Here is a 24,345-nt window from a genome sequence, read left to right on the forward strand (position 1 = left end):
TCAATTCTTCAATTCTTCAATTCCCTAGTTCCCCAGTTCCCCTTCACGCCTCGACCACTCTCAGCTTGCTGTCGAAGACGCCGAGCACGCGGCCGAGCTCCTGGCCGCGCTTGAGGATGCGGCCGCCTGCGGCGATGACCGCGAAGGCGCCCTGCTTGCGCGCCAGTTTCGGATCCTTGACGATCTGGAACAGCGGCACTTCGCTGGCGCGGCGGAAGACGGAAAACACCGCCCGGTCGGTCAGATGATCGATGGCGTAGTCGCGCCATTCATTGGCGGCGACCATGCGTCCGTAGAGCCTGAGGATCTGGTCCAGTTCACGCCGGTCGAAGCGCACCGGCTGGTCGAGGCGTGCGCTGCGCGCCTCGTGCAGCGGGATTAATATTGCGGATGCGTCACCATCCCCCGTCCCGCCGCTGTCGTCAGTCATGCCTCGATCCTTCAAAATGAATCTTTGCCAACCAAAATTGGCCCCTTCGCGCGGCAATTGCAAGAGCCGGCGAAGCGGCGGCGGCGGCGCGCCGTTTCGGTCACGTCCAGTCACGTTTGCAAACCGCATGTTGGAATTGGTGATGCTTCGCCACATTTCTGCCTTTTTTTATCCGCGCTCATGCCCCAATGTCCGACGAATTTACCGGCGTTGCCTGAGACGGTTCGGTCCGGCACCGGCTCGTAAACCCCAAGCCCCCCGCCCACGGGTCTGCGTCGGATCGAACCAACCTCGGTTTTTCCTTGGAAAAATCGGGTGCGACGATCCCAAAACCTAAATGACCGGCGTCAGAAGCAAGCTGACGTCGGTTTTTTCATGCCTGAAGTCCGGACCGGGACAGATGTTGCCGAGCTTGCGCCACGGATCTTGCTTCGCATAGGTCGTTGTCCCAAAACGACCGCACGCAGATGACTGCATCGAGCCGCCCCGACCTGAGCGACATCCACCCCGGTGACTGGGTCGATCGCCGTTTGCCGTCGGCATGGCGCCCATACACAAGGCTGGCGCGCCTGGATCGGCCTGTCGGAATATGGCTCACGCTTTTTCCTTGCGTTGCCGCGCTCATCCAAGCCTCGCATGGATTTCCTGCCTTCTGGCAATTGATCGTCTTTTCTCTCGGCGCCCTGCTGATGAGAAGCGCCGGCTCCACGGTCAACGATATCGCCGATCGCAAGTTTGATGCGCATGTTGAGCGGACACGCTTTCGACCGTTGGCAAGCGGGCAGTTTGGGATCCGCCAGGCCGTTATCTTCCTGATTGTCGAACTCGCTCTCGCGGGCGCACTGCTGGTTTTCTTGAGCCCATACACGCGTTTGATCGCAATTTGCGTGCTGCCGCTTGTCTTCATCTATCCGCTTTGCAAGCGGTTCACCCACTGGCCGCATGCGGTCCTGGGGGCATCGTTCAACTGGGGAATGCTGATGGCGTGGGCCGAGGTGACCGGGCACGTGCCTACAGGTGCCATTGTCATGTGGGCCGGCGCCATCGCATGGCAAATCGGCTACGACACCGTCTACGCCTACGTGGATGTCAAAGACGACACGCGCCTCGGCTTGAAGTCGACAGCAATCCTGTTCGGCCGGAGGGGCAAGACCTATATTGGCCTGTTCTACGCTCTCACGGTCGCATTGTGGTCGCTGGGAGGCTGGCTGTCAGGCATGTCCCTGCCATACGCCGCCGGAATGGCGGTGATCGCCGCTCATTTGGCCTGGCAGGCCTGGTGTATTGTCCTCCAGCGCCCGGCGCTGAATTTCAGGCTTTTCCTGTCAAACATTTTGACCGGCGTGCTGCTGGCATGCACGGCACTCGCCGGAACATGGTGAGGGTTATCCGGCTTGCCGGAGATGGCTATAGTTCCTGAGCCTTGTTCTATGGCTTGTGGATGAAGGCGGCGCCGAGGATGGGGCCAGGCATGCCGTCCTTGCCGACAGACTGCAGAAGCACGGCGCAGCCGCCCTTCTTGGCGATCTCGCTCATCGGCAATTCATAGCGCTGCGCCTTGCCGTGCCACATGCCGGCGGTCTGGATGCCGGTGACGGCGTTCCAATAGGTCATCTTGCGGCCGGAGTTCTCGCCCTGGGCGATCTTGACCGTCTGCGGCGGCTCGAAATAGACGATGACGACATGGGCGTCGTTCGGACCGCCGCCCGCATCGCCGGCATCGATGATCACGCGATCGCTGGTGCGGCTGACCTTGACGGGCACACGCATGCCTTCGCCGGATTTCGCCATGCGGGCGAGCGCGCCGTCGACCTCGCCACGATTGGCGCCGTTGACATGCGCGCGGCCATTGAGGACCGCTTGCGGCGTATAGACCGAGCGGCTGCCGAAGGCGCGCATGTAATCATTTTGACGCTCGGTGTTTTCCTTGCGGCTCAGCGTGTCCTTCCAGCCGAGATAGTCCCAATAGTCGACGTGATAGGAGAGCGCGACAACGTCTTCCTTGGTGGCAAGCTCGGCGAAGAAGGCATCGGCCGGGGGGCAGGAACTGCAGCCCTGGCTGGTGAACAGTTCGACCACGCCAAGCGGCCTGTCGGATTGAGGTTTATCGGCCTGGATTCTCTCGGACTCCGCGGCATGGCCGGCACCGGCAAAAGCCGAGAAGGCCAGCGCAAAGGCTGCCAGCCAAAGTGATCTTCGCCAGGCCATGACCATTCCAATTCCCGCCGGTGGCGCCGGCTTTGTTCTGATTGTCAGAAATATGTGGCAGAAGCGGAAGTCAACGGGAAGTCACGTTGCGGTGAAATTTTGCCGTTGCAGCCGCATGTAAGGCCGCAATAGGAGAGACACTGCATTTTACGACGCGGTTCGATTCGGGAGTGGCATCAACACCATGTGGCAGATTCTCCTGACCCCGGTCGATCTCTATTGCGAGCGGACCGGGCCTGGACTTTGGGCCGAGCCGATAAATGCTTTGACCAATCTCGCTTTCATTGCCGCGGGATTATGGGGCGTGCGGGAAGTGCGCCGATGCAAGGCCGGCACCTTCGCCGAGGTGTTGGCCTGGTGGGTGGTGGCGATCGGCATCGGCTCGACGATCTTCCATACCTTTGCCACCAGGGGGACGATCTGGGCCGACATCCTGCCGATCGCCGGCTTCACGCTGGCCTATACGCTGTTCAATCTGCGTCGCTTCCTGCGCATGGAATGGGGCAAGGCGATCGCGGTCTTCGTCGTCTTCTATGCCGTGGCCGGGGCGATTGCCTTCGCCGTGCCGGACTGGCTGCGCCAGGCATCGAACGGCACGACGAGCTACCTGCCGCCGTTCCTGGCGCTCGCCTTCTTCGGCATCTGGGTGGCGGCAAGCGGCAACCGGGCCGGCTGGTACAATCTGGCGGGGTCGGCGATCTTCGTGGTGTCGGCTATCTGCCGGATGATCGACCCGATGGTCTGCGCCGGCTTTCCGCTCGGCACGCACTTCCTGTGGCACATGTTCAACGGGCTGATGCTGGGCGTGCTGCTGGCGGCGACGGCGCGGTTTGGGGCGCCGAAAGGTAGGGCAGTAGGGCAGTAGGGCAGTAGGGCAGTAGGGAGATGATTTCCTTGCCCTACTCCCTTACTGCCCTACTGCCTTATTCCCTTACTACGCGGCCAGATCGCGCAGCACGTACTGCAGGATGCCGCCGTTCTTGAAGTAGTCGAGCTCGTCCAGCGTATCGATACGGCAGATGATCGGCACGTTCTTCACGCTGCCGTCGCCATAGGTGACCTTGGCGGTCATCGTCTGGCGCGGCTTGATGGCGCTCAATCCGTCGATCTCGACCAGTTCGTCGCCCTTGAGGTTGAGCGAGGCCCAGGACGTGCCTTCCTCGAAGACGAAGGGGATGACGCCCATGCCGACCAGGTTCGAGCGATGGATGCGCTCGAAGGACTGGGCGATGACCGCGCGGACGCCGAGCAGATTGGTGCCCTTGGCGGCCCAGTCGCGTGACGAGCCGTTGCCGTATTCGACGCCGGCGAAGATGACCAGCGGCACGCCTTCCTTCTTGTATTCCATCGCTGCGTCGTAGATCGATTCCTCTTCCTTCGACGGGTAGTGGATGGTGTAGCCGCCCTCGCGGCCGTTCTCGCCCAGCATGTGGTTGCGGATGCGGATGTTGGCGAAGGTGCCGCGCATCATCACCTCATGGTTGCCGCGCCGCGTGCCGTACTGGTTGAAGTCGGCGACGCCGACGCCATGGTCGGTGAGGTATTTGCCGGCCGGCGAGGCGGCCTTGATCGAACCCGCCGGCGAGATGTGGTCGGTGGTGATCTTGTCGCCGAACAGGCCGAGCACACGGGCGCCCTTGATGTCACCGATCTTGCCGAAACCGGCGGTCATCCCTGCGAAATAGGGCGGGTTCTGCACATAGGTCGAGTTGTCGTCCCAGGCATAGGTCTGGCCTTCCGGCGCCTGCACCTTCTGCCAGTGCTCGTCGCCCTTGAAGACGTCGGCATATTTGCGGGCGAACAGCTCTCGCGTAACGTTCTTCTCGATGAACTCCTGGATCTCGGCCGAGCTCGGCCAGATATCCTTGAGGTAGACCGGATTGCCGTCCTTGTCCTCGCCGAGCGGTTCGGTGGTGAGATCCTTGGTGACGGTGCCGGCCAGCGCGTGCGCCACGACCAGCGGCGGTGACGCCAGGTAGTTGGCCTGCACGTCGGGCGAGACGCGGCCTTCGAAGTTGCGGTTGCCGGACAGGACCGCGGCGGCAATCAAACCCTTGTCGTTGATGGTCTTGGAGATCGGCGCCGGCAGCGGGCCGGAATTGCCGATGCAGGTGGTGCAGCCGAAGCCGACCAGGTTGAATCCGATCTGGTCGAGCTCCTTCTGCAGGCCGGACTTTTCGAGATATTCGGCGACCACCTGGCTGCCCGGAGCGAGCGAGGTTTTCACCCACGGCTTCTGCTTGAGGCCGAGGCGGTTGGCGTTGCGGGCCAAGAGCCCGGCGCCGATCAGCACGCTCGGGTTCGAGGTGTTGGTGCACGAGGTGATGGCGGCGATGACGACGTCGCCATGGCCGAGATCATGGTCGGTGCCTTCGACGGCGTAGCGCTTGGAGATCTCCGCCGCCTTCTTGTATTCGGTCTCCATCGCCTTGGCGAAGCCGGCCGGAATGCCTTCCAGCGCGACACGGCCCTCGGGGCGCTTGGGGCCGGCCATCGACGGCACGACGCTGCTCAGTTCGAGTTCGAGCAGGTCGGTGAAGACCGGGTCGGCGGAGCCAGCCTCGCGCCACATGCCTTGCGCCTTGGAATAGGCCTCGACCAGCGCGATGCGGCTTTCCTCGCGGCCCGACATCGTCAGGTAGCGGATGGTTTCCGAATCGACCGGGAAGAAGCCGCAGGTGGCGCCATATTCCGGCGCCATGTTGCCGATGGTGGCGCGGTCGGCGAGCGTCATGTTGGACAGGCCCGGGCCGAAGAACTCGACGAACTTGCCGACGACGCCCTTCTTGCGCAGCATCTGGGTGACGGTGAGCACGAGGTCGGTGGCGGTGACGCCCTCCTTGAGCTTGCCGGTGAGGCGGAAGCCGATGACTTCGGGCAGAAGCATGGAGACCGGCTGGCCGAGCATGGCCGCTTCGGCCTCGATGCCGCCAACGCCCCAGCCGAGAACGCCAAGGCCGTTGATCATGGTGGTGTGCGAATCGGTGCCGACGCAGGTGTCGGGATAGGCGGTGGTTTCGCCGTCCTCGGTGTTGGTCCACACGACCTGGCCGAGATATTCGAGATTGACCTGATGGCAGATGCCGGTGCCGGGCGGCACGACGCGGAAGTTGCGGAACGCCTGCTGGCCCCATTTCAGGAACTTGTAGCGTTCCTCGTTGCGCTCATATTCGAGCTCGACATTGCGGGCGAAGGCCATCGGCGTGCCGAATTCGTCGACGATGACGGAATGGTCGATGACGAGGTCGACGGGAACCAGCGGGTTGATCTTCTGCGGGTCGCCGCCGAGCGAGGCCATGGCGTCACGCATGGCGGCAAGGTCGACCACGGCCGGAACGCCGGTGAAATCCTGCATCAGCACGCGGGCCGGGCGATAGGCGATCTCGACGCCGGCGGTGCCCTTGTCGGTCAGCCAGCCGGCAACCGCCTGGATCGATTCCTTGGTGACGGATCGGCCGTCCTCATTGCGCAGCAGGTTCTCCAGCAGCACCTTCATCGAATAGGGCAGCTGGGCGATGCCGGTGAGGCCGTTCTTCTCGGCCTCGACGAGGTCGAAATAGGCATATTCGGTGCCGCCCGCGGTCAGCGTGCGACGGCAATTGAAACTATCGAGGGATTTTGACACGTGCGATCCGTCCTTGTCTGTTCAGCCTGAAAGGGAACGGACGCCGATGGCATGCAATCACGCGCAAAGGTGCGGGTACGGCCATTTCCGCTGTCCGTTCCCAAGCAACCCGAGCCGTTCAAGGCGGCGCGTGCGCTGGTTCGGCGCTAATTCTGTTCCCGCGCCGACCGCTGGCACGGATGCACCGCATATAGAGAATTTTCTGGAATAGTTCTAGACAGTCAAAAAGCAAATTTGTGCGATGCGGCAGCGACCGCGGAACATTGTTTTCGGGGCAAGCGAGGGATGCGGCTTATCGCCGAGAATCTAGGCGGCGAACGCGGTGGCGAGGCGGTTTTTTCCGGCATCGGCTTTGCGCTCGATCCAGGCCAGGCGCTGGTCGTCACCGGACCGAACGGATCAGGCAAATCGACCTTGCTTCGGATCGTCGCCGGGCTGCTGCCGAAGGCCGAAGGCCGGCTGCTGCTCGACGGCGGCGGCGATGACTTTCCGTCTGTTGCCTCGGCTTGCCACTATCTCGGCCATCAGAATGCGATGAAGACGGCGCTGAGTGTCACGGAAAACCTGCGGTTCTGGCGCGACTTCAACGGCAGTGGCGATTCGAGCGTCGAAGAGGCGCTGGACACGGTTGGACTGGGCGGCATCGGCCATCTGCCGTTCGGATATCTCTCGACCGGGCAAAGGCGGCGCGCGGCGATCGCCAAGCTTTTGGTCAGCCGCCGGCCGCTGTGGCTGCTCGACGAGCCGACGGCGGGATTGGACAAGGCGTCGGAGGCGCGGTTCGCCGGGCTGATGGCAAGGCACTGTGCCGGGGGCGGGATGATTGTGGCGGCGACGCATCTGCCGCTGGGGCTGGATGGGGCGAAGGAATTGGTGATGGGGGGCGCCACAGAACGCCGTCCTCAACAGGGGGCCACATCGTAATGTGGTCCCTCCTGCTGCGCGACATCCGCCTCAACATCCGCGCCGGCGGTGGCGCGCTGACCGGCGTCATCTTCTTCCTCGCCGTCATCGCCACCATCCCGTTCGGCGTCGGGCCGGACCTGAAGCTGCTTGCCCGCATCGGGCCGGCGATACTGTGGATCGGCGCGCTGCTTTCCTGTCTGCTCGGGCTCGACCGGCTGTTCCAGGCCGACCGCGAGGACGGCTCGCTCGATCTCCTGGTGCTGGGCAACGACCGGCACATGCTGGCGCTGACGGTGCTGGTGAAATGCCTGGCGCATTGGGCGGGCAGCGTCTTGCCGCTGGTGATCGCCGCGCCGCTGCTCGGCCTGTTCATGAACATGGAGCCGCTCGGCATCGGAGCGACGGCGCTGACGCTGCTGGTCGGCACGCCGGCCATCACCTTCATCGGCGCCGCGGGTGCCGCGGTGTCGGTGGCGCTGCCGCGCGGCGGGCTGTTGATCTCGGTGCTGGTGCTGCCGCTGACCATTCCGGTGCTGATCTTCGGCGTTTCGGCGAGCTATGGCGCGACGGCCGATCCCGATCCTTTCCTGCAGCCCTTCCTCATTCTTGCCGCGCTGACGCTGTTTCTTGCCGTGCTGGGGCCGGTATCAGCGGCACTGGCACTGCGGCATGGAACCGATTGAGCGAGGTTTGGCATGGTTTGCGCGACATCAAGGGCGGCGGCGCGGCGGCCATGTATGTTTGAAACCACGGTGCGTTGCGCAGCCATGGGCATGTCGCTAAGGGAAAGCATGATCGAACGAGGCAGACGGCTGAAAAGAGGCGCGCCGATGGGGCGGCGGCCATGAGTGTGCACGCACTCTATGTCACGGCCGCCTATGGCATCACGGCGGTTGTGCTGGCCGGGCTGATCGGCTGGATCCTGCTCGACCAAAAGGGGCGCAAGCGCGATCTCGCCGAGCTGGAAGCAGCGGGCGTGCGGCGGCGTTCCGACAAGGCGGAGGTAGAGAAGTCGTGAGCAGCGAGACAGAAACACCGACGCGCGGTCGCCGCCTGTTCGTGCTGTTGCCGCTGCTGGTCTTCCTCGGCCTGGCCGGCCTGTTCCTGTCACAGCTGCTTTCCGGCCGCGATGTTTCCGAAGTACCTTCGGCGCTGATCGGCCTGCCGGCGCCGCAGACCAATCTGCCGGCGCTGGAAGGGTCAAACCTGCCAGGGCTCGATTCCAGGGCGTTCGCCGGCAAGGTCACGCTGGTCAATGTGTTTGCGTCGTGGTGCGCGCCGTGCCGGGAAGAGCATCCGGTGCTCCTGGCGCTGTCGCAGGACAAGCGGTTCGTGATGGCGGCGTTGAATTATAAAGACCGGCCGGAAAACGCCCGCCGGTTCCTCGGAGACCTCGGCAATCCGTTCCAGGCCATCGGCGTCGACGAAGCCGGCCGCGCGGCGATCGACTGGGGGGTCTACGGCGTGCCGGAGACCTTCGTCATCGGCAAGGACGGCAAGATCGCCTACAAGCATGTCGGCCCGCTGACGGCGGAGGCGGCACGGGATCTTTTGCTGCCGCAGATCGACAAGGCACTTGCGGCGCCCGGTTAGACGCTAGCGCCAGGCCCCCTCATCCGGCCGCTACGCGGCCACCTTCTCCCCGTGGGGGAGAAGAGGAAGGCGTCGGCGCGATACAGATCCTCTCCCCTCGGGGAGAGGTCGGATTGCCCCGAATTGCCCTTGCAATTTGGTCTTGGCAATCCGGGTGAGGGGGACTCCCTCCAGCCAGACTCAGCCGTAGATCTGCTTGTGGATCTGGTAGAGCATTTCCGAGCGGTCGGCGCGCATGTCGGCCAGATCGCGGCTGGAGAAGCTGTCGATTTCGGCGACGAGGCGGTTGTAGTGCTTGCGCTTGGCGATGTTGTTGCGAGCGCGGGTCATGAGATCGTTGAAGATCATAGCAAGGTTCCTTTCGTGCCGCGTTCTGGCGGCCGGTTTCTTCCTCCCTTGATCGATACGGAACATGACATAGGATTGGTGCGTTGCAAAAAGAAGATGTTGCAATGCACCATTGCATGCAGCGCATAGCCGGTTAATCGAACCCTAAGGTGCGGTGGCTGGACGCTCGAGGGCTGGAATTGCCCGGGCGGCGGGTTCCTCTCCGTTTTGTCATACAAATTGCGAAGGCCGCGTCTTGCCAGATCGATCGCGGGCTGGCTTGATCCGGCATCACGTGATGCCGGGAGGAAATGCATGGCGGCCGCAGACTATTACGAAATTCTCGATCCGCGCTTTGCGCGGCTGTTCAACGGCAACGCGCAGGTGGAGAAGCTGTTCACCGGATGCCGCTGGGCGGAAGGGCCGGCCTGGTTCGCCGCCGGCCGTTATGTCGTCTGGTCCGATATCCCGAACAACCGCATGCTGCGCTATGACGAGACCGACGGCAGCGTCAGCGTCTTCCGCCAGCCGTCGGGCAATTCCAACGGCAACACCGTCGACCGGCAGGGCCGGCTGGTCACCTGCGAGCATTCGGGGCGCCGCGTCAGCCGCACCGAATATGACGGCTCGGTCACCACCATTGCCGCCAAATGGAAGGGCAAGCGGCTGAATTCGCCCAATGACGTGGTGGTGAGGTCCGACGGCTCGATCTGGTTCACCGACCCGACCTACGGCATCGACACCGACTATGAGGGCGACAAGGCCGAGAGCGAGATCGGTGCCTGCTACGTCTACCGGGTCGACCCCGACAGCGGTGAGATCGAGGCGGTCATCACCGATATGGTGCGACCCAACGGGCTCGCCTTCTCGGTGGACGAAAGCCTGCTCTATGTCGTCGACACCGGCCGCACGCATGGCGCCGAGAATCCCGCGCATATGCGGGTGTTCAACGTCGGCAAGCACGGCAAGAAAGTGTCCGGCGGCAAGGTCTTCGCCGACTGCACCGCCGGCCTGTTCGACGGTTTCCGGCTCGACGCCGACGGACGCATCTGGACCAGTGCCGCCGACGGCATCCATTGCTACGATCCGGATGGCACGCTGATCGGCAAGGTCAAGGTGCCGGAGGTGACCGCCAATTGCGTGTTCGGCGGCGCCAAGCTGAACTGCCTCTACATCGCCGGCACCACCTCGCTCTATTCGGTGCGGCTGATGGTGAACGGGGCCAAGACTTTTTGAGACTGCTCGAAACGCTTCTGCGGCGAGTCTTGATGGCGTTGCTGCGCATACAAGTGGCGCCAGTCGCGCCTCGGCCGCCGGAGCTGCCGTCATCCAGTTCTCCGGAGAGGATATCGAAGCAGGCTCTTGCCGGTATCAGACACAATTCAAGGGGAGGTCGTCATGCCATTCGTCAACATCCGCATCGTCAAGGAAGTGATCGCCGCCGATCCGGCAGGCAAGAAGGCTGACATCGCCAAGAAAGTCACGGCGGCCATCATGGAGGCGACCGGGCTCGGCAATGACGATGTCTGGGTGGTTTTCGAAGAGGTCAACGCCCGCGACTGGTATGTCGGCAAGACCGATGTCGAGACGCTGCGGAAGGGGTAGCTCTTCCCTTCTCCCCTTCTTGTGGGAGAAGGGAAAGGCCGCGCCGCTCAATGCGAGCGAATGAAATTTGCGAAGCCCTGCACCGCATCGCGCATCGCCAGCACATTTCCCGGCTCGGCCAGAATAGCCTCCACCTCCGGCGGCTTCTTGCCGAGCAGGGCGATCTCCAGCCCGTCCTCATACATCGCGAACGACATCGTCCGCATGATCTCGGCCAAAGCGGCACGGGCGAACAGCGAGCGTGGCGAGGCGTGAGCCAGCATGGCGGGCTTGGCGACGGCGGCGTCGCGCGAGACCAGCCAGTCGAGCGCGTTCTTCAGCCCGCCCGGCACGCCATGGGCATATTCGGGACAGGAGACGATGATGCCGTCAGCGCCGGTGACGGCGTCGATCAGCCCGGCGGATTCGCGCGGCGTGCGCTCGCCCTCATCGTCGGGATTGAAGATCGGCAGGCGGCCGAGCCCGTCATAGACGGCGACGCGGCAACCCGAAGGCGCGTTGCGCGCCAGTGCCGCGACCAGGGCCGAATTGGTGGAGGCCGCCCGCAGGCTGCCGGAGATGGCAAGGATGTTCAGCAAGGTGGAACCAGTCAGGACGAATCGTCGTCCGAAAAAACTACCACATCGTCTGCTTGTATTCCTCGTCGAGCCAGCGGTCGGTCGCATCGGCCGACTCGGCAACAACCAGCTGGTCACGCAGGATCTGGCCGAGCGTCGGAAGCGTCGCGCGGTCGTACCAGCTCTCCGGTTTCCACAGATCGGAGCGCATGAAGGCCTTGGCGCAATGCATGTAGGCCGCCTTGACCGTAACCACGACCACGCTTTGCGGCGCCTTGCCGTCGACGGCGAGGCGCTCGCGCAAACCGGCGTCGACGGTGATGCGGGCGTCGCCATTGACGCGCAGCGTCTCGTTCATGCCGGGGATCAGGAAGAGCAGGCCAACCGAGGGATTGCGCAGGATGTTCTCCAGCGTGTCCAGCCGGTTGTTGCCGGGCCGGTCGGGGATGGCGATGGTCCTGTCGTCGAGAACGGCGGCGAAGCCGGGCTTGTCGCCCTTCGGCGTCACGTCGGCATTGCCTTCGCCGTCGGACGAGCCGATCAGCACGAACGGGCTCTTGCCGATGAAGGAGCGGCAGTGGCCGTCGAGCGCCTTCAATTCCTTGCGGATCGAGCCGTCGGTCGGGCGCGGCGTCTTGTAGATCGTCCGCAATTCCTCGCGTGTGGTGACGAATTCCATGGCTCCCCCTATTTGACTACTTGCCGGCCTTCTCTTCCCCGCCTGCCTTGTCGTCCAGCGAATGGCGCAGGATCAGCGGCATCTGGCTGAAGGTGAACAGAAGCGTGATCGGCATGATGCCCCAGACCTTGAAGGTAACCCAGGCGTCGGTGGAAAAATTGCGCCACACCACTTCGTTGACGATGGCCAGGAACAGGAAGAACAGGCCCCACCGGAAGGTGAGCTTGCGCCAGCCCTCGGCATCGAGCTTGAAGGCAGAATCGAAGACATAGCCGAGCAGCGACCTGCCGAAATAGAGGCCGCCGAGCAGCACGCCGCCGAACAGCGTGTTGACGATGGTGGGTTTCATCTTGATGAAGATGTCGTCCTGCAGATAGAGCGTCAGCGCGCCGAAGATGAAGACGACGACGCCCGACACCATCGGCATGATCGGCAAGGTGCGCGTCAGCAGCCACGAGGCGATCAGCGCTATGGCCGTCGCGGCCATGAACAGGCCGGTGGCGACGAAGATCGGGCCGCCGAATTCGCCCAGAACAGGGAATTTCTGCACCAGCCACTCGCCGCGCGCATTGGCGAAGAAGAACACCAGCAGGGGTCCAAGCTCCAGCACCAGCTTGAGCACGGGGTTCACGCCTTCCTTTTTCTCTTTTTGCGGGTCGGACGGATCGCGTTCGAGAATGGGTGGGTTCATGATCTTCCTTCTTACGCGCAATCCCGTTGAAAAGGGATCATGCCGTTACGCCACTCCAGCGATCGCCCTGGCGAATTCGCTTGCCGAGAAAGGTTCGAGGTCGTCGACCTGTTCGCCGACGCCGATGAAATAGACCGGCAATTTGTGCTTTGCCGCGATCGCCACCAGAATACCGCCGCGCGCCGTGCCGTCCAGCTTGGTCATCACCAGGCCGTTGACGCCGGCGATGTTGCGGAAGATCTCGACCTGGTTGAGCGCGTTCTGGCCGGTGGTGGCGTCGACCGTCTGCAGCACGGTGTGCGGCGCTTCCGGGTCGAGCTTGCCCAGCACGCGCACGATCTTTTCCAGTTCCGCCATCAGCTCGGTCTTGTTCTGCAGACGGCCGGCGGTGTCGATGATCAGCACGTCGGAGCCGGCCTCCTTCGCCTTCTCGAAGGCATCGTAAGCGAGGCCGGCGGCGTCGGCGCCGAGCTTGGAGGCGATGACGGGCGATTTCGTGCGCTCGCCCCAGATCTTCAGCTGTTCGATGGCGGCAGCGCGAAAGGTGTCGCCGGCGGCAAGCATCACCGACAGGCCGCCATCGGTCAGTTTTGCCGCCAGCTTGCCGATGGTCGTGGTCTTGCCGGTGCCGTTGACGCCGACCACCAGGATGACATGCGGCTTGTGCGAGAGGTCGAGCTCCAGCGGCCGGGCGACCGGGGTCAGCACCTTCTCCACCTCGGCCGCCATGACGGTGCGGACATCCGTATCGGAGACATCCTTGCCGTAGCGGCTGGCGGCCAGCGCGTCGGTGATACGAAGCGCGGTTTCCATGCCGAGGTCGGCCCGGATCAGCACGTCCTCCAGATCCTGCAGCGTCTCTTCGTCCAGCTTGCGCTTGGTGAAGACGCCGGCGATGTTGCCGGTCAGTTCGCGCGACGAACGGGCAAGCCCGTCCCGCATACGCTGGAACCAGGAGCGCCGCGGCGCCGGCTCCGGCGCTTTTACCGGCTCGGCCTTCTGCTCGACTTTTTTGGCGACGGTCACCTTGCCGGGAGCGGGTTTCGGCTCGGGCTGCGGTTGTGGGACAGGTGGCGCGACGGGCGTGCGCTTTACCTCCCCCTCGATGGGGGAGGTCCCAAGCGCAGCTTGGGGGTGGGGGTGACTGGTGCCAGCGTCGGCGCTGTCACCCCTCCCCGCCACTTCGTGGCGACCCTCCCCATCGAGGGCAGGGTGGGGCGTCGGCGCTTCTTCCTTCTCCCCGTCCCTATACGGGGAGAAGGTGCCGGCAGGCGGATGGGGGGCGGCGCTAATCTCCGAAGTTGGCTGCACCACAGGCGAGGCCGGTGGTGGCACCTCGACCGGTGCCGGTGTTTCGACCGGAATCTCGGCAGGCGGGGCCGGCACTTCGATCGGCGCCGGTTCGGGCTGCCCTTCCGGGCGCGGCGGTGCAATCTCCGGCCCGGCTGGTGACGGAGCAGGAACTTCTTGCGGCTGCGGCTCGGGAGCGGGCTCCGGGGCGGCGGGAGGAAGCGGAATTTCCTCAGGTGCCTGCGGCTCTGGTTTTGGCGCGGGTGCCGGTTCTTCGACCGGCGCGGGCTCAGGCAGCGGTTCCGGTTCAGACGGAACGACTGGCTCCGGCTGAGCCGGAATGGATGGAGCGGGTTCGGGTGCCGGCCCTTCAACAGGCGCCGGCGCACTCTTTACCTCCCCCTCGATGGGGGAGGTCCCAAGCGTCGCTTGGGGGTGGGGGTGACTGGCACTGGCGTCGATGTCTGCGCCATCACCCCTCCCCGCCACTTCGTGGCGACCCTCCAGGGGAGGGTGAGGCGCTGGTTCTGGCTCGGTCAGCGCGACCTCCGCCTCGGGCAGGGGCTCCTCGCGCTTCAAAAACTCCGGAACGACCTGTTCGGCGGCCGGTTTCAGCGCATCGAGCTGGTCCCATTTGATCGGCGGCAGCGGGGCGGTCTCGTCAACGCGCTCCTCGACAACCTCTTTCTTGCCGAACGAAAATATCTTCTTGAAAAAACCAGCCATGCTTTGCGTTTCTCAGGCGGCGCGGGCGGCAAGCGGCACTGCGTTGAGCCGGGCGCCATCGTGGCCAGTAATTGTCGCTTCGACGATCTCGCCCGGCGTGCCGGTGCCGAGCGCGGCAAGCGTGAAGCCTTCGGTGCGGCCAAGCCCGTCACGCTCGATCAGGATCGACTGACGGGTTCCAGGCAGCGAGGAGAGATGCCGCCGATACGCGGCCTCGCCGGCGGCACGCAAGCGGGCGGCGCGCTGCTTGACCAGTTCGCGGCGGACCTGCGGCATGCGCGCGGCGGGCGTGCCTTCGCGCGGTGAAAACGGGAACACGTGAAGGTGAGTCAGGCCACATTCCTCGATGATCTTTATCGAGTTCTCGAACATCGCGTCGGTCTCGGTCGGGAAGCCGGCGATGATGTCGGCACCGAAAACGATTGCCGGGCGCAGTTTGCGGACATCCTCGCAGAAACGGATCGACTGGTCGCGCAGGTGCCTGCGCTTCATGCGCTTCAGGATCATGTCGTCGCCGGATTGCAGCGACAGATGCAGATGCGGCATCAGCCTGGATTCGCTGGCGATGGCGTCGAGCAAGTCGTCATCGGCCTCGATCGAATCGATCGAGGATAGCCGCAGGCGCTTCACGTCGGGTACCTGCTTCAAAATAGTCTTCACCAGTTTGCCGAGTTTCGGCGCGCCCGGCAGGTCGGCGCCGAAAGAAGTCATGTCGACGCCGGTCAGCACGATCTCGGCATAGCCGTTGCCGGCGAGCCGCTTGACCTGCTCGACCACGGCGCCCATCGGCACCGAGCGCGAATTGCCGCGGCCGTAAGGGATGATGCAGAAGGTGCAGCGGTGGTCGCAGCCATTCTGCACCTGGACGAAGGCGCGCGCCCGGCCCTCGATGGCGTCGACCATGTGACCGGCGGTCTCGCGCACCGAGAAGATATCGTTGACGCGGGCTTTCTCGGTGTCGTTGACACCGAAATCCGGCAGCGCGCGGTACGAGTTTGCCTTCAGCTTCTCCTCATTGCCAAGCACGAGATCGACCTCGTCCATGGCGGCGAATTTTTCGGGCTCGGTCTGGGCGGCGCAGCCGGTGACGATGATGCGCGCCTGCGGGTTGTCGCGGCGCGCCTTGCGGATCGCCTGTTTGGCCTGGCGCACCGCCTCGCCGGTGACGGCGCAGGTGTTGAAGATCACGGCGCCGCCTTGCAGCGCGCCGAGCCCAGCGCTTTCGGCCTCGCGCCGCATCACTTCGGATTCATAGGTGTTCAGCCGGCAGCCGAAGGTCACCACGTCGATGCGGCTGGGGGCCTCGGAAAGGGAGCCGTCGACATCCTGGCTCCTGGACAGAGCAACCGACATCAGGCCGCGCTTTCGGTGTCGCGGGCCCAGGTGCCGGTCGAGGGATCGAAGCTGCCGGAAAATTCCCATTCGGCCGCACCGGTCAGGATGACGTGGTCGTCATCGCGCCATTCGACATGCAGCGTGCCGCCGCCCGGGGTCAGCAGGTTGACGCTGCGGCCGGTGCGCCTGGTGCGGGCCGCGGCCACAACTGAGGCGCAAGCCGCGGAGCCGCAGGCCTTGGTCAGGCCGGCGCCGCGCTCCCAGGTGCGGATGATCATGCTCTCGGGCGAGGTCACCTGGGCGATGGTGATGTTGGCGCGCTCGGGGAAGATCGGATGGTTTTCGAGCAGCGGGCCGAAACGCTCGAGCTCATAGGACCAGACATCGCGGTCGACCCAGAAGATCGCATGCGGGTTGCCCATCGACACGGCGGAGGGTGAGTGCAGCACCGGCGCGTCGATCGGGCCGATCTGCAATTCGATCATGCGGGTGTCGCGGAACTCCTCGGCCAGCGGGATCTCCTGCCAGCCGAAATGCGGTATTCCCATGTCGACCGAGATCGTGCCGTCGGCATGTTCCAGGGCGTTGAGGATGCCGGCGCGCGTCTCGAAGGTGAAGGTCTTCTGGCCGGTCTCGGCGGCGAGCGCCTGGACGACGCAGCGCATGCCGTTGCCGCAAGCCTGCGCACTGGTGCCGTCGGAATTCAGGATGTCGACATAGTAGGCGGTGCCCGGCGTCTTCGCATCGTGGATCGCCATGATCTGGTCGAAGCGGGTCGCGGCATCCGCGTTCATCGCAAGGGCTGCGGCCGCCGTCACCTGATCGGCACGGCCGCGCATATCGGCGACGATGATCTCGTTGCCGATGCCGTTCATCTTGGCGAAAGGGGCAGTGCTTGCCATTGCTCCGCGAAATTCCGTGTCCGTTTGGCGCTATATGGCGGAAACGGGCGGGAATTACCAGTGCAGAGCAACCTTGGAGACCGTTTCGAAATTCGCTCTGGCGAGTCATATGAGGTGGTTTCGAGAACCGGAGCGCAGCGGACTTTTGGTCCATGAGCACCGGAAGCGCAGAAAACGCCTTCAGATGGCCGCCAGAGCAGAGTTTCAAACGGTCTCTTATGTCACGGCAAAGATGCCTAGCACCACCAGCAGGAAGATGACGAGAACGATGCCGATGAGGATACGCGCGCCGGTGGCGGCGGCTCCGGCCAGCGCCGGCATGCCGAGCAGGCTCGCCGCGGCGGCGACGATAAGCAGAATGATGATCCATTTGATCATGGGAATGCCTCGCAAACCGACAGATTTCAACCGCATGAAAACGCTTCCGTCGCGCTTGGGTTCCCGCCGGCCTGCGAGGCGATGTTAGTGTCAAAACTAGCCGGCGATCTCGATGTCGGTGCTGAACGGCGCCGTCTTGGTCGAGTTCTGGTCGTGCATGAGGAAATTGCACTTGTATTTCCCGGCCGGCAGACCATCGAGGGACAGGTCGAGCTTGAAGAACAGTTCGCGGTTGTGCGAGCGGGAAGCGACCTGAACGCTGCCGATCTTCTCGAAAGTGCCCAGGGCATCGCCCGTGTCGGAAAGCACGGTGAGGTCTACGGAAAGCGCGATCTGGCTGTTGCCCAGCCCGTCCGAGCCATAGCCATAGCCGACCGGCTCCATATAGAGCACGACCTTCTCGCCGGGCTTGTAGATGTGATTGGCGCGCTCGGTGTAGATGCCGAAGCCGCCAGCCGAATCGACCTGTTTGACATTCTGCACGGCGAGCGGCATCGCTTGCCACAAGGCCTCCTCGGCGCCGCGGAATTTCTCCAGCGCGCCGGCTCCGTCACCGGCCTGCAGCGCCTTTTCGGCATCGGCGGCCCGATCCGCGATGTCACCGGCGAAAGCCGCCGGCGCAGAAATTGCCACCACCATCAAAGCTGCAATGATTGATTTCATCCGAGGTCCCCTTTTGCTGGCCGGACCATCTGTGAAAATAATCGTGCCGTAAATGGCCAATACGGATTTCAGCGCTGCTCGATCTCCGGCACGTGCCAGACCTCGCCGGGTTGCAAGGCGCGAAAGCGTTCCCGCGGCAGGCCCTCGGCGTCCAGCGCCTCGGCCAATTTGCGGACCGGCTCGTCCATCGGTTCGTCGGTGAGCTGAAAAGTGCCCCAGTGGCAGCCGGCGGCGAAGGCTGCCTTGCACAGCTTCATGCCTTGCACCGCTTCGTCCGGGTTCTGGTGCTGCGGCGCCATGAACCAGCGCGGCTCGTAGGCGCCGATCGGCAGGATGGCGAAGCGGAAGCCGCCATGTTTGTCCGCCATCAGCCGGTAGTTGATGCCGTCATGGAAGCCGGTGTCGCCGGCGAAATAGAGTTTGCCGCCCGGCGCCTCGATGACGAAGCCGGCCCACAGCGCCATGCGCCGGTCGCGGGCGCCGCGCGCCGACCAGTGATGCGCCGGCTCGATGTGGATGGCGGTGCGGTCTGCGATATCGACCCGCTCGCCCCAGTCATGCGCCGCCAGCCGCATGCCGGGAACCGCCTCGCCGATCAGCACGTCGTTGCCGAGCGGCGTCACCACCAGCGGATCGTGTCTTTGCTTCAGCCGCTTCAGCGTGGCGAGGTCGAGATGGTCATAATGGTTGTGGCTGACCAGCACGAGGTCGATCGGCGGCAGATCGTCAAAGGCGATGCCCGGCGCATTGACGCGTTTTGGCCCGGCGAAGGAAAACGGCGAGGTGCGCTGCGACCAGACCGGGTCGGTGAGGATGTTCAGCCCGGCCGTTTGGATCAGCAGCGTGGAGTGACCGACCATGGTCACGGTCAGAACGGAGCCGTCTACCCGCGCGGCTGGCCTTGCCTGCGGAAAGGGGCTCGGACTGGTCGCCGGCCATTTCGCGCGCTGGCCGTTGAACTGCCATTTCATGAGATCGGTGAAGCGGCCAGGCATCCGGCCGCCGGGATTGAAGAACAAAGTGCCATCGAAATGGTCGCTGGGCGGACCTCTGTAATAGCGGTTGGCGGCTTTCTTTCCTGCGGCCAAGCTCGGTGCTCCAGCGGGTTTCGGCTCTTTGACATAGGTACCGCGCCGGTCGGCGCAAGCATCGCGTTGCCGAATTCCTGGGTCGCGGCGCGTGGGCAACAGGCTCGCGTGCTGGTGACGGCCACACCTTTCAGTGTACCATCGCCAGGCGCAAGGAGGGTCTCGCCATGCGGCGGCTGGCAATTCTGGTGGTCATCGCAACCGCGTCGATGGCATCGATGGCTGTGGGGCAGACACGGCAAGACAAGCCCAGTGCTTGCAGCCATGCGCCAGCCATCATGGCAGCGGCCGATTTTCTGCTCGCAGAGCCGGCAAAATTCCCGAATTTCTGGCGCGATCGTTTCGGCGACGACGCCGCTTATCTGAAGATACGCTATGGCGATCTCAGCCATGCCGAGGGCTTGGCGCTTCTGGCTGACTTGGAGAAACGCAGCCATCCGCCGCTGCGCATTGTCGAACTGAGGCTCGCCCACGCAACGACGCCGGAGCGGGCAGCGATGCTTGCCGGCATACAACCGCAACCCAACGCGAATTCCATTGTGCCTCAGCTTGGCCCATCTGCCTGGCGCGCGCTTGTCACCGAGGATGGTGGCGACTGGCTGCTGGGTGAAGTCGCGCGCTGGCAGACATCCGATGGCTACAATGCATGGGCCGCCATGGAGGGGATCGCGCCGGCCCTTGCCGACCTCGATGATGAGGCGAAGTCGCGCTTTGCCAAAAGGGCGGAAGATGCTGGCCTTTGGCGGCTGGCGCTTCGGTTACGGGCAACCCAGGATGATCTCGCCGATTATGTCGCATATCTCGATCGGCTTCCGGCCGCGGCCGAAAAGGACGCTCGCGCGTAATTGATACGCGAGGCGCTATACGTCGCTGATCTTCGTCCTTCCTTCGATATTTCCAGGCAGCCGGCAGAGGTCCAGGCGATCGACCGCAAGAATGGCATGGGTTCGGTTCTGCGCACTATCGGGCGCCTTGTTGCGGATGTTCCTCAAACCGCGATGCTGCTGCAGGTGATAAATTACAGCGGTGACCTGCGCGTCGGCACAACAGTGGCCGAAGCCCTCAACGCGCGCATTGCCGCGAAACAGTTCGACCCGATCAACAATCCCGATGCCGTCACGGCTGCCATGCTCGATGGGCTCGACTATATTCTCGGCCGCAAGGAGCGGGAGAATATCTTGGCTGGCTTTGGGGTTTCCGAAATGCGGGGCGAAACAGCGGAGTCTTTCGTCGAAAGGGCGTTGACGCGGTTTGCCCTGGCGCCCTTCATGCAAGGTGGTGCGGTGCAACCGCCACCTCGTCCGCAACAGCTCGCAGCCGCCTTCCCCTGGGAACAGTGGGTCGGATTGGCCACCAAGCTGAAGGCTGGCGAACCGGTCTCTCCGCAAGATCGAGTCGTCGCGGCGGATGTCATGATCGCAGCCGACCGCCCTTCAGATGCCTTGGCTTTGCTAAAAACAGCCGATGACTGGAAGACGGCGCTGCTGCGAACTCATGACTTGGCGCTCGCGCTGGACCGCCGATGCGCCGATCTCCTGCGGCCAGCAGTGGCTCTTGCGCAACCACTCTACCGCTTCGATCCGCGCTAGCCCGGGCAGGAGCCGGCAATAAGGATCGACGCCGCCCGAGCGCCCTTTGAGAAAATGGACTTTTGGCCGGCAGGTATTTTGCGATAAATTTGCAACAATCTTGCCGCAAACCCTATTTTAACCATATCGGGTTGAAATTTCGCCACCTTCTCCATCTTGGTGGAGGGTGATATTGCGCGGACGGCATTCCCCCCAGCCGGATCCGACGGAGGTTGTAATGAATTTTTCGAAAAGCGGTCTGGTGGCCGTATCGCTGGCGGCGCTCGTTGCGAGCGGCTGCTCAACCTCACGCTTCTCGTCTATGGACGACCAGCAGCCGGCGCCGCTGCAGCCGGCGCCGGCTGGCCAGGTGACCGCCAACCAGCTGCCGCCACCGGCTTCGCCGGGCGCCACCGACCCGTCGAAGTTCCCAACCGCGCCGGCGAACACGCAGGTTGCATCCTTGCCGCCCGACGGCCAAGCGCCCGCCGGAGCTTCGGATCTCAGCGCGGCAAGCGTCGCCGGCGTCTGGAACGCCAGCGTGTCCGGCCAGAGCTGCAAGATCGCGACGCCGCAGACCAAGTTCGGCGCCGGCTTCCGCGCCGGGCCGCTGCATTGCCCCGCGCCGATCGACGGCATCAAGTCGTGGAACGTCGCCGGCAAGCAGCTGACGCTTTACGATGAGAATGGCGGCTCGCTGGCGCGGCTCTATTCCTCGGGCGGCTCGAAATTCGACGGCCAGACTTCCAACGGGCAGCCGATCTCGCTTACAAGGTAGGCCCGACTTCTCAATGCATATCGTCCAGAAGGTCCCCCTTTGGGACGGCGACATGCATAGAACAAACGACGTGACCGATGCATCTGCGTGACGGCCTCCAGACCCATGCGACCGTCAGGCAGCGCTACGACCATCTGGTGGAGACCGGCGCGATCGAACGCGATCCGGCGCAGGAACGCATCGCCGCGGCACTCGACCGGCTGACATCGGAAATCTCGGCAAAGCGGCTGGCGCACAAATCAAGTGCGCTGGGCTGGCTGTTCGCCCGCAAGCGCGAGACGCGGGACATCGTCAAGGGCCTCTACATCCATGGCGGTGTCGGCCGCGGCAAGACCATGCTGATGGACATGTTCTTCGAGCTGCTGCCGGTCCGGCGCAAGCGCCGCGTGCATTTCAACGACTTCATGGCCGACGTGCAGGACCGCATCCAGAAGCACCGGCAGGCGCGCAAGAACGGCGATGTGAGGGAAGACGACCCGATCCCGCCGGTGGCAAAAGCCCTGGCCGAGCAGGCCTGGGTGCTGTGCTTCGACGAATTCTCGGTCACCGACATTGCCGACGCGATGATCCTGTCCAGGCTGTTTTCGGCGCTGTTCGCCAATGGCGTGGTGTTGATCGCCACCTCGAACGTGGCGCCGGAAAATCTCTACCGCGATGGGCTCAACCGCCAGCTCTTCCTGCCGTTCATCGGCATTCTGGAGCGGCACGCGCAGGTGCTGTCGCTCGACAGCGACAAGGATTACCGGCTGGAAAAGCTCGCCCGCACGCCGGTCTATGTCACGCCGGCCGATGAAGCGGCCGACAAATTGCTCGACGAGGCCTGGCGGACGATGACGCGCGGCGCGCCGACAGAAGCGACCTCGCTGACGCTGAAGGGCCGGCAGGTGGTGGTGCCGGCCGCTGCGGGAGACGCGGCGCGGTTTTCCTTCGCCGATCTCTGCGAAAAACCACTCGGCGCGCGCGATTTCCTGGCCATCGCCGGGCGCTTCTCGACCGTTTTCATCGACCATGTGCCGGTGCTGGGCGAAGGCAAGCGCAACGAGGCCAAGCGCTTCATCCTGTTGATCGACACGCTTTACGATCATCACGTGCGGCTGGTGGTGAGCGCCGAGGCGGCGCCGCAAGAGCTCTATGTGGCCAAGCGCGGCGTCGAAGTGTTCGAGTTCGAACGCACGGCCTCACGCCTGATCGAGATGCAGAGCCGCGACTGGCTGGAGGACTGGGCGGAGCGGCGGAAAGAAAAGGCGCCGCCGGCCGAGGCGCCGCGGGCTCAGGCCCTGCCTTCGTCGCCCTAAGCAGCGGAGACGCAGGGCAAAAAGAGGACCCTGGCCGCTAGAGCCTGTAGGCATACATGACGAAACCCTCGGCTTCTCCATGCGGCTCCTTGCCCGACTCGTAGAGTGCACGGGCCGGGAGGTTGTCGGGTTCGGTGCCGACCCAGGCTTCCTCGCAGCCATTCTCCCTGCCGATCGCGAACATCGCGTCGAGCATTTCGCGTGCGATGCCCTGGCGCTGGAAGGCGGGCGATACGCCGACCTCGTCGATATAGAGTTCGCTGACCTTGTCGGGATGGCGGTGGATGACGGCGGCACATTGACCGACGACCACGCCATCGGCGAGCGCGACGACCATGAAATGGCCGGGTTGGCCGAGATAGGCCGACAACCGGTCCGGCCTGACCGGCTCGTCGAACACATCCTCGGCAACCCGCATCACAAGGGCGTCATCACCGGCCTCAAGCCTTACGATCTCCATCTTCATTGTGTAAATTCTCCCAAGTCGGCTTACAAACTTTGACGTTTACGTAAATCCCAATCCATCTAACCGATTGAAAATGCTCACTCCAAAATAATCGTTTGAATTTATCTTGCACCGGGGCTATTGGGTGCGGCGAAATCTCGCGGGTTTCCTCGGCATTCCGGCCTCTTCCTCGACGCCGTCATCAAGTCGTCAAAGATTTGGGCGCAGTCACAGACAAAGGGAAAACATCCTCACATGGCACGCAACAAGATAGCGCTTATCGGCTCGGGCATGATCGGCGGCACGCTGGCCCACATGATCGGCCTCAAGGACCTCGGCGACGTGGTTCTGTTCGATATTGCCGAGGGTATTCCGCAAGGCAAGGGGCTCGATATCGCGCAGTCGTCGCCGGTCGATGGTTTCGACTCCCGACTGACCGGCGTCAACGACTATGCCGGTATCGAGGGTGCTGACGTCTGCATCGTCACCGCCGGCGTGCCGCGCAAGCCGGGCATGAGCCGCGACGACCTGCTCGGCATCAACCTCAAGGTCATGGAGCAGGTCGGAGCCGGCCTGAAGAAGTACGCGCCGAAGGCCTTCGTCATCTGCATCACCAACCCGCTCGACGCCATGGTGTGGGCGCTGCAGAAGTTTTCCGGCCTGCCCAAGACCCATGTGGTCGGCATGGCCGGCGTGCTCGACAGCGCGCGCTTCCGCTACTTCCTGGCCGAGGAATTCAAGGTGTCGGTCGAGGACGTCACCGCCTTCGTGCTCGGCGGCCACGGCGATTCCATGGTGCCGATGATCCGCTATTCGACGGTGTCGGGCATTCCGCTGCCCGACCTCGTCAAGATGGGCTGGACCTCGAAGGAGAAGCTCGACCAGATCGTGCAGCGCACCCGTGACGGCGGCGCCGAGATCGTCGGCCTGCTCAAGACCGGCTCGGCCTACTACGCGCCGGCGGCCTCGGCGATCCAGATGGCCGAAGCCTATCTCAAGGACAAGAAGCGCGTGCTGCCTTGCGCCGCGCACCTCTCCGGCCAGTATGGCGTCAAGGGCACCTATGTCGGCGTTCCCGTGGTGATCGGCGCCGGCGGCGTCGAGCGCATCATCGAGATCGACCTCAACAAGGCCGAGCAGAAGATGTTCGAAAGCTCGGTGGCGACGGTGCAGGGCCTGACCGAGGCCTGCGTCAAGATCGCGCCGCAGCTCGCCTCGAAGTAAACCCCGCCAAAACGTCCACCCCGGCAAAAAAG

Annotated in this window: 27 protein-coding genes; 13 read left to right on the forward strand and 14 right to left on the reverse strand. The window is 63.8% G+C overall.

Going from position 1 to position 24,345, the window contains the following annotated elements; translation table 11 throughout:
* Window positions 1-43: 43 nt before the first annotated feature.
* A complete protein-coding gene (locus JG746_RS05060) occupies window positions 44-430 on the reverse strand; it encodes a DUF2794 domain-containing protein (protein ID WP_027055166.1) in 387 nt (128 codons plus the stop codon).
* Window positions 431-897: 467 nt separating this feature from the next.
* Here JG746_RS05060 and ubiA point away from each other — a divergent pair, with 467 nt between their 5' ends.
* Window positions 898-1,812: a 4-hydroxybenzoate octaprenyltransferase gene (gene ubiA, locus JG746_RS05065; protein WP_202357171.1), complete on the forward strand. Its 915-nt coding sequence runs from the start codon at window positions 898-900 to the stop codon at window positions 1,810-1,812.
* A 46-nt stretch (window positions 1,813-1,858) separates the two neighbouring features.
* Here the strand turns inward: ubiA and JG746_RS05070 are convergent, their stop codons facing one another.
* Window positions 1,859-2,644, reverse strand: coding sequence for a DUF1223 domain-containing protein (locus tag JG746_RS05070; protein WP_202357172.1), 786 nt, complete (start codon window positions 2,642-2,644; stop codon window positions 1,859-1,861).
* A gap of 178 nt (window positions 2,645-2,822) precedes the next feature.
* Between JG746_RS05070 and JG746_RS05075 the strand changes: the two genes are divergently transcribed.
* On the forward strand, window positions 2,823-3,503 hold the full coding sequence (locus tag JG746_RS05075) for a ceramidase domain-containing protein (RefSeq protein WP_202357173.1): 681 nt from the start codon (window positions 2,823-2,825) through the stop codon (window positions 3,501-3,503).
* Between the two features lie 69 nt (window positions 3,504-3,572).
* Here JG746_RS05075 and acnA read toward each other — a convergent pair whose 3' ends face one another.
* Window positions 3,573-6,263 carry an aconitate hydratase AcnA gene (acnA, locus tag JG746_RS05080; protein ID WP_202357174.1) on the reverse strand — a complete coding sequence of 897 codons (2,691 nt, stop codon included), beginning with the start codon at window positions 6,261-6,263 and terminating at the stop codon, window positions 3,573-3,575.
* A 285-nt stretch (window positions 6,264-6,548) separates the two neighbouring features.
* Here acnA and ccmA point away from each other — a divergent pair, with 285 nt between their 5' ends.
* From ccmA to JG746_RS05100, 4 genes are all read left to right on the forward strand, one after another.
* The gene (gene ccmA, locus JG746_RS05085; RefSeq protein ID WP_202357175.1) at window positions 6,549-7,187 is read left to right on the forward strand and encodes a heme ABC exporter ATP-binding protein CcmA; all 639 of its coding nucleotides are present in this window, start codon (window positions 6,549-6,551) and stop codon (window positions 7,185-7,187) included.
* The gene (gene ccmB / locus JG746_RS05090) at window positions 7,187-7,852 is read left to right on the forward strand and encodes a heme exporter protein CcmB (RefSeq protein WP_202357176.1); all 666 of its coding nucleotides are present in this window, start codon (window positions 7,187-7,189) and stop codon (window positions 7,850-7,852) included. The genes ccmA and ccmB overlap by 1 nt, the downstream gene beginning before the upstream one ends.
* Before the next feature lie 161 nt (window positions 7,853-8,013).
* Window positions 8,014-8,187, forward strand: a complete 174-nt coding sequence (ccmD, locus tag JG746_RS05095) for a heme exporter protein CcmD (RefSeq protein ID WP_202357177.1) — start codon at window positions 8,014-8,016, stop codon at window positions 8,185-8,187.
* A complete protein-coding gene (locus JG746_RS05100; protein ID WP_202357178.1) occupies window positions 8,184-8,762 on the forward strand; it encodes a DsbE family thiol:disulfide interchange protein in 579 nt (192 codons plus the stop codon). Before ccmD ends, JG746_RS05100 begins: the two co-directional genes overlap by 4 nt.
* Window positions 8,763-8,942: 180 nt before the next feature.
* Here the strand turns inward: JG746_RS05100 and JG746_RS05105 are convergent, their stop codons facing one another.
* Window positions 8,943-9,110, reverse strand: a complete 168-nt coding sequence (locus JG746_RS05105) for a hypothetical protein (RefSeq protein ID WP_019862058.1) — start codon at window positions 9,108-9,110, stop codon at window positions 8,943-8,945.
* A gap of 294 nt (window positions 9,111-9,404) precedes the next feature.
* Between JG746_RS05105 and JG746_RS05110 the strand changes: the two genes are divergently transcribed.
* On the forward strand, window positions 9,405-10,325 hold the full coding sequence (locus JG746_RS05110) for an SMP-30/gluconolactonase/LRE family protein (RefSeq protein WP_202357179.1): 921 nt from the start codon (window positions 9,405-9,407) through the stop codon (window positions 10,323-10,325).
* Between the two features lie 162 nt (window positions 10,326-10,487).
* Complete coding sequence (locus JG746_RS05115; protein WP_010912352.1) at window positions 10,488-10,694, forward strand: tautomerase family protein; 207 nt, start codon at window positions 10,488-10,490, stop codon at window positions 10,692-10,694.
* A 47-nt stretch (window positions 10,695-10,741) separates the two neighbouring features.
* Here the strand turns inward: JG746_RS05115 and JG746_RS05120 are convergent, their stop codons facing one another.
* The 9 genes from JG746_RS05120 to JG746_RS05160 form a co-directional block, all read right to left on the reverse strand.
* Window positions 10,742-11,272 carry an NADPH-dependent FMN reductase gene (locus tag JG746_RS05120; protein ID WP_202357180.1) on the reverse strand — a complete coding sequence of 177 codons (531 nt, stop codon included), beginning with the start codon at window positions 11,270-11,272 and terminating at the stop codon, window positions 10,742-10,744.
* 37 nt (window positions 11,273-11,309) lie between these two features.
* Window positions 11,310-11,930 (reverse strand): pyridoxamine 5'-phosphate oxidase family protein, encoded by a 621-nt coding sequence (locus JG746_RS05125; RefSeq protein WP_202357181.1) that lies wholly within the window; start codon window positions 11,928-11,930, stop codon window positions 11,310-11,312.
* A 16-nt stretch (window positions 11,931-11,946) separates the two neighbouring features.
* Window positions 11,947-12,621, reverse strand: a complete 675-nt coding sequence (locus JG746_RS05130) for a septation protein A (RefSeq protein WP_202357182.1) — start codon at window positions 12,619-12,621, stop codon at window positions 11,947-11,949.
* 45 nt (window positions 12,622-12,666) lie between these two features.
* Window positions 12,667-14,253, reverse strand: a complete 1,587-nt coding sequence (ftsY, locus tag JG746_RS05135; protein ID WP_446721202.1) for a signal recognition particle-docking protein FtsY — start codon at window positions 14,251-14,253, stop codon at window positions 12,667-12,669.
* A gap of 396 nt (window positions 14,254-14,649) precedes the next feature.
* Window positions 14,650-15,990 carry a tRNA (N(6)-L-threonylcarbamoyladenosine(37)-C(2))-methylthiotransferase MtaB gene (gene mtaB, locus JG746_RS05140; RefSeq protein WP_202357184.1) on the reverse strand — a complete coding sequence of 447 codons (1,341 nt, stop codon included), beginning with the start codon at window positions 15,988-15,990 and terminating at the stop codon, window positions 14,650-14,652.
* Window positions 15,990-16,874 (reverse strand): diaminopimelate epimerase, encoded by an 885-nt coding sequence (gene dapF, locus JG746_RS05145; RefSeq protein ID WP_202357185.1) that lies wholly within the window; start codon window positions 16,872-16,874, stop codon window positions 15,990-15,992. Before dapF ends, mtaB begins: the two co-directional genes overlap by 1 nt.
* 216 nt (window positions 16,875-17,090) lie before the next feature.
* Window positions 17,091-17,252 carry a DUF1328 family protein gene (locus tag JG746_RS05150; protein ID WP_010912345.1) on the reverse strand — a complete coding sequence of 54 codons (162 nt, stop codon included), beginning with the start codon at window positions 17,250-17,252 and terminating at the stop codon, window positions 17,091-17,093.
* A gap of 96 nt (window positions 17,253-17,348) precedes the next feature.
* Window positions 17,349-17,915: a hypothetical protein gene (locus JG746_RS05155; RefSeq protein WP_202357186.1), complete on the reverse strand. Its 567-nt coding sequence runs from the start codon at window positions 17,913-17,915 to the stop codon at window positions 17,349-17,351.
* A gap of 68 nt (window positions 17,916-17,983) precedes the next feature.
* A complete protein-coding gene (locus JG746_RS05160) occupies window positions 17,984-19,003 on the reverse strand; it encodes an MBL fold metallo-hydrolase (RefSeq protein WP_202357187.1) in 1,020 nt (339 codons plus the stop codon).
* A gap of 167 nt (window positions 19,004-19,170) precedes the next feature.
* Between JG746_RS05160 and JG746_RS05165 the strand changes: the two genes are divergently transcribed.
* The 4 genes from JG746_RS05165 to zapE all read left to right on the forward strand — a co-directional run bounded on the left by JG746_RS05165 (window position 19,171) and on the right by zapE (window position 22,644).
* Entirely contained in the window at window positions 19,171-19,848 is a 678-nt protein-coding gene (locus JG746_RS05165; protein WP_202357188.1) for a hypothetical protein, read from the forward strand.
* Window positions 19,849-20,592, forward strand: coding sequence for a hypothetical protein (locus JG746_RS05170; protein ID WP_202357189.1), 744 nt, complete (start codon window positions 19,849-19,851; stop codon window positions 20,590-20,592). It abuts the gene before it with no gap.
* Window positions 20,593-20,809: 217 nt separating this feature from the next.
* Complete coding sequence (locus JG746_RS05175) at window positions 20,810-21,349, forward strand: protease inhibitor Inh/omp19 family protein (RefSeq protein WP_202357190.1); 540 nt, start codon at window positions 20,810-20,812, stop codon at window positions 21,347-21,349.
* Window positions 21,350-21,426: 77 nt separating this feature from the next.
* Window positions 21,427-22,644 (forward strand): cell division protein ZapE, encoded by a 1,218-nt coding sequence (zapE, locus tag JG746_RS05180; protein WP_202357191.1) that lies wholly within the window; start codon window positions 21,427-21,429, stop codon window positions 22,642-22,644.
* Between the two features lie 37 nt (window positions 22,645-22,681).
* Here the strand turns inward: zapE and JG746_RS05185 are convergent, their stop codons facing one another.
* Window positions 22,682-23,110 (reverse strand): GNAT family N-acetyltransferase, encoded by a 429-nt coding sequence (locus JG746_RS05185; protein ID WP_202357192.1) that lies wholly within the window; start codon window positions 23,108-23,110, stop codon window positions 22,682-22,684.
* 234 nt (window positions 23,111-23,344) lie between these two features.
* On the opposite strand from JG746_RS05185, the gene mdh reads away from it, so the two are divergent.
* Window positions 23,345-24,313 (forward strand): malate dehydrogenase, encoded by a 969-nt coding sequence (mdh, locus tag JG746_RS05190; RefSeq protein WP_056574603.1) that lies wholly within the window; start codon window positions 23,345-23,347, stop codon window positions 24,311-24,313.
* Window positions 24,314-24,345: the final 32 nt, after the last annotated feature.

The organism is Mesorhizobium sp. 113-3-3, from assembly GCF_016756495.1.
In the GTDB taxonomy this organism is placed as follows: domain Bacteria; phylum Pseudomonadota; class Alphaproteobacteria; order Rhizobiales; family Rhizobiaceae; genus Mesorhizobium.

Bases quoted from the DNA above. Each gene is read 5' to 3' on its own strand.
- JG746_RS05060 (WP_027055166.1), bottom strand. From the start codon at position 430: ATGACTGACGACAGCGGCGGGACGGGGGATGGTGACGCATCCGCAATA.
- ubiA (WP_202357171.1), top strand. From the start codon at position 898: ATGACTGCATCGAGCCGCCCCGACCTGAGCGACATCCACCCCGGTGAC.
- JG746_RS05070 (WP_202357172.1), bottom strand. From the start codon at position 2,644: ATGGTCATGGCCTGGCGAAGATCACTTTGGCTGGCAGCCTTTGCGCTG.
- JG746_RS05075 (WP_202357173.1), top strand. From the start codon at position 2,823: ATGTGGCAGATTCTCCTGACCCCGGTCGATCTCTATTGCGAGCGGACC.
- ccmA (WP_202357175.1), top strand. From the start codon at position 6,549: ATGCGGCTTATCGCCGAGAATCTAGGCGGCGAACGCGGTGGCGAGGCG.
- ccmB (WP_202357176.1), top strand. From the start codon at position 7,187: ATGTGGTCCCTCCTGCTGCGCGACATCCGCCTCAACATCCGCGCCGGC.
- ccmD (WP_202357177.1), top strand. From the start codon at position 8,014: ATGAGTGTGCACGCACTCTATGTCACGGCCGCCTATGGCATCACGGCG.
- JG746_RS05105 (WP_019862058.1), bottom strand. From the start codon at position 9,110: ATGATCTTCAACGATCTCATGACCCGCGCTCGCAACAACATCGCCAAG.
- JG746_RS05110 (WP_202357179.1), top strand. From the start codon at position 9,405: ATGGCGGCCGCAGACTATTACGAAATTCTCGATCCGCGCTTTGCGCGG.
- JG746_RS05115 (WP_010912352.1), top strand. From the start codon at position 10,488: ATGCCATTCGTCAACATCCGCATCGTCAAGGAAGTGATCGCCGCCGAT.
- JG746_RS05125 (WP_202357181.1), bottom strand. From the start codon at position 11,930: ATGGAATTCGTCACCACACGCGAGGAATTGCGGACGATCTACAAGACG.
- JG746_RS05130 (WP_202357182.1), bottom strand. From the start codon at position 12,621: ATGAACCCACCCATTCTCGAACGCGATCCGTCCGACCCGCAAAAAGAG.
- mtaB (WP_202357184.1), bottom strand. From the start codon at position 15,990: ATGTCGGTTGCTCTGTCCAGGAGCCAGGATGTCGACGGCTCCCTTTCC.
- dapF (WP_202357185.1), bottom strand. From the start codon at position 16,874: ATGGCAAGCACTGCCCCTTTCGCCAAGATGAACGGCATCGGCAACGAG.
- JG746_RS05150 (WP_010912345.1), bottom strand. From the start codon at position 17,252: ATGATCAAATGGATCATCATTCTGCTTATCGTCGCCGCCGCGGCGAGC.
- JG746_RS05155 (WP_202357186.1), bottom strand. From the start codon at position 17,915: ATGAAATCAATCATTGCAGCTTTGATGGTGGTGGCAATTTCTGCGCCG.
- JG746_RS05165 (WP_202357188.1), top strand. From the start codon at position 19,171: ATGCGGCGGCTGGCAATTCTGGTGGTCATCGCAACCGCGTCGATGGCA.
- JG746_RS05175 (WP_202357190.1), top strand. From the start codon at position 20,810: ATGAATTTTTCGAAAAGCGGTCTGGTGGCCGTATCGCTGGCGGCGCTC.
- zapE (WP_202357191.1), top strand. From the start codon at position 21,427: ATGCATCTGCGTGACGGCCTCCAGACCCATGCGACCGTCAGGCAGCGC.
- JG746_RS05185 (WP_202357192.1), bottom strand. From the start codon at position 23,110: ATGAAGATGGAGATCGTAAGGCTTGAGGCCGGTGATGACGCCCTTGTG.
- mdh (WP_056574603.1), top strand. From the start codon at position 23,345: ATGGCACGCAACAAGATAGCGCTTATCGGCTCGGGCATGATCGGCGGC.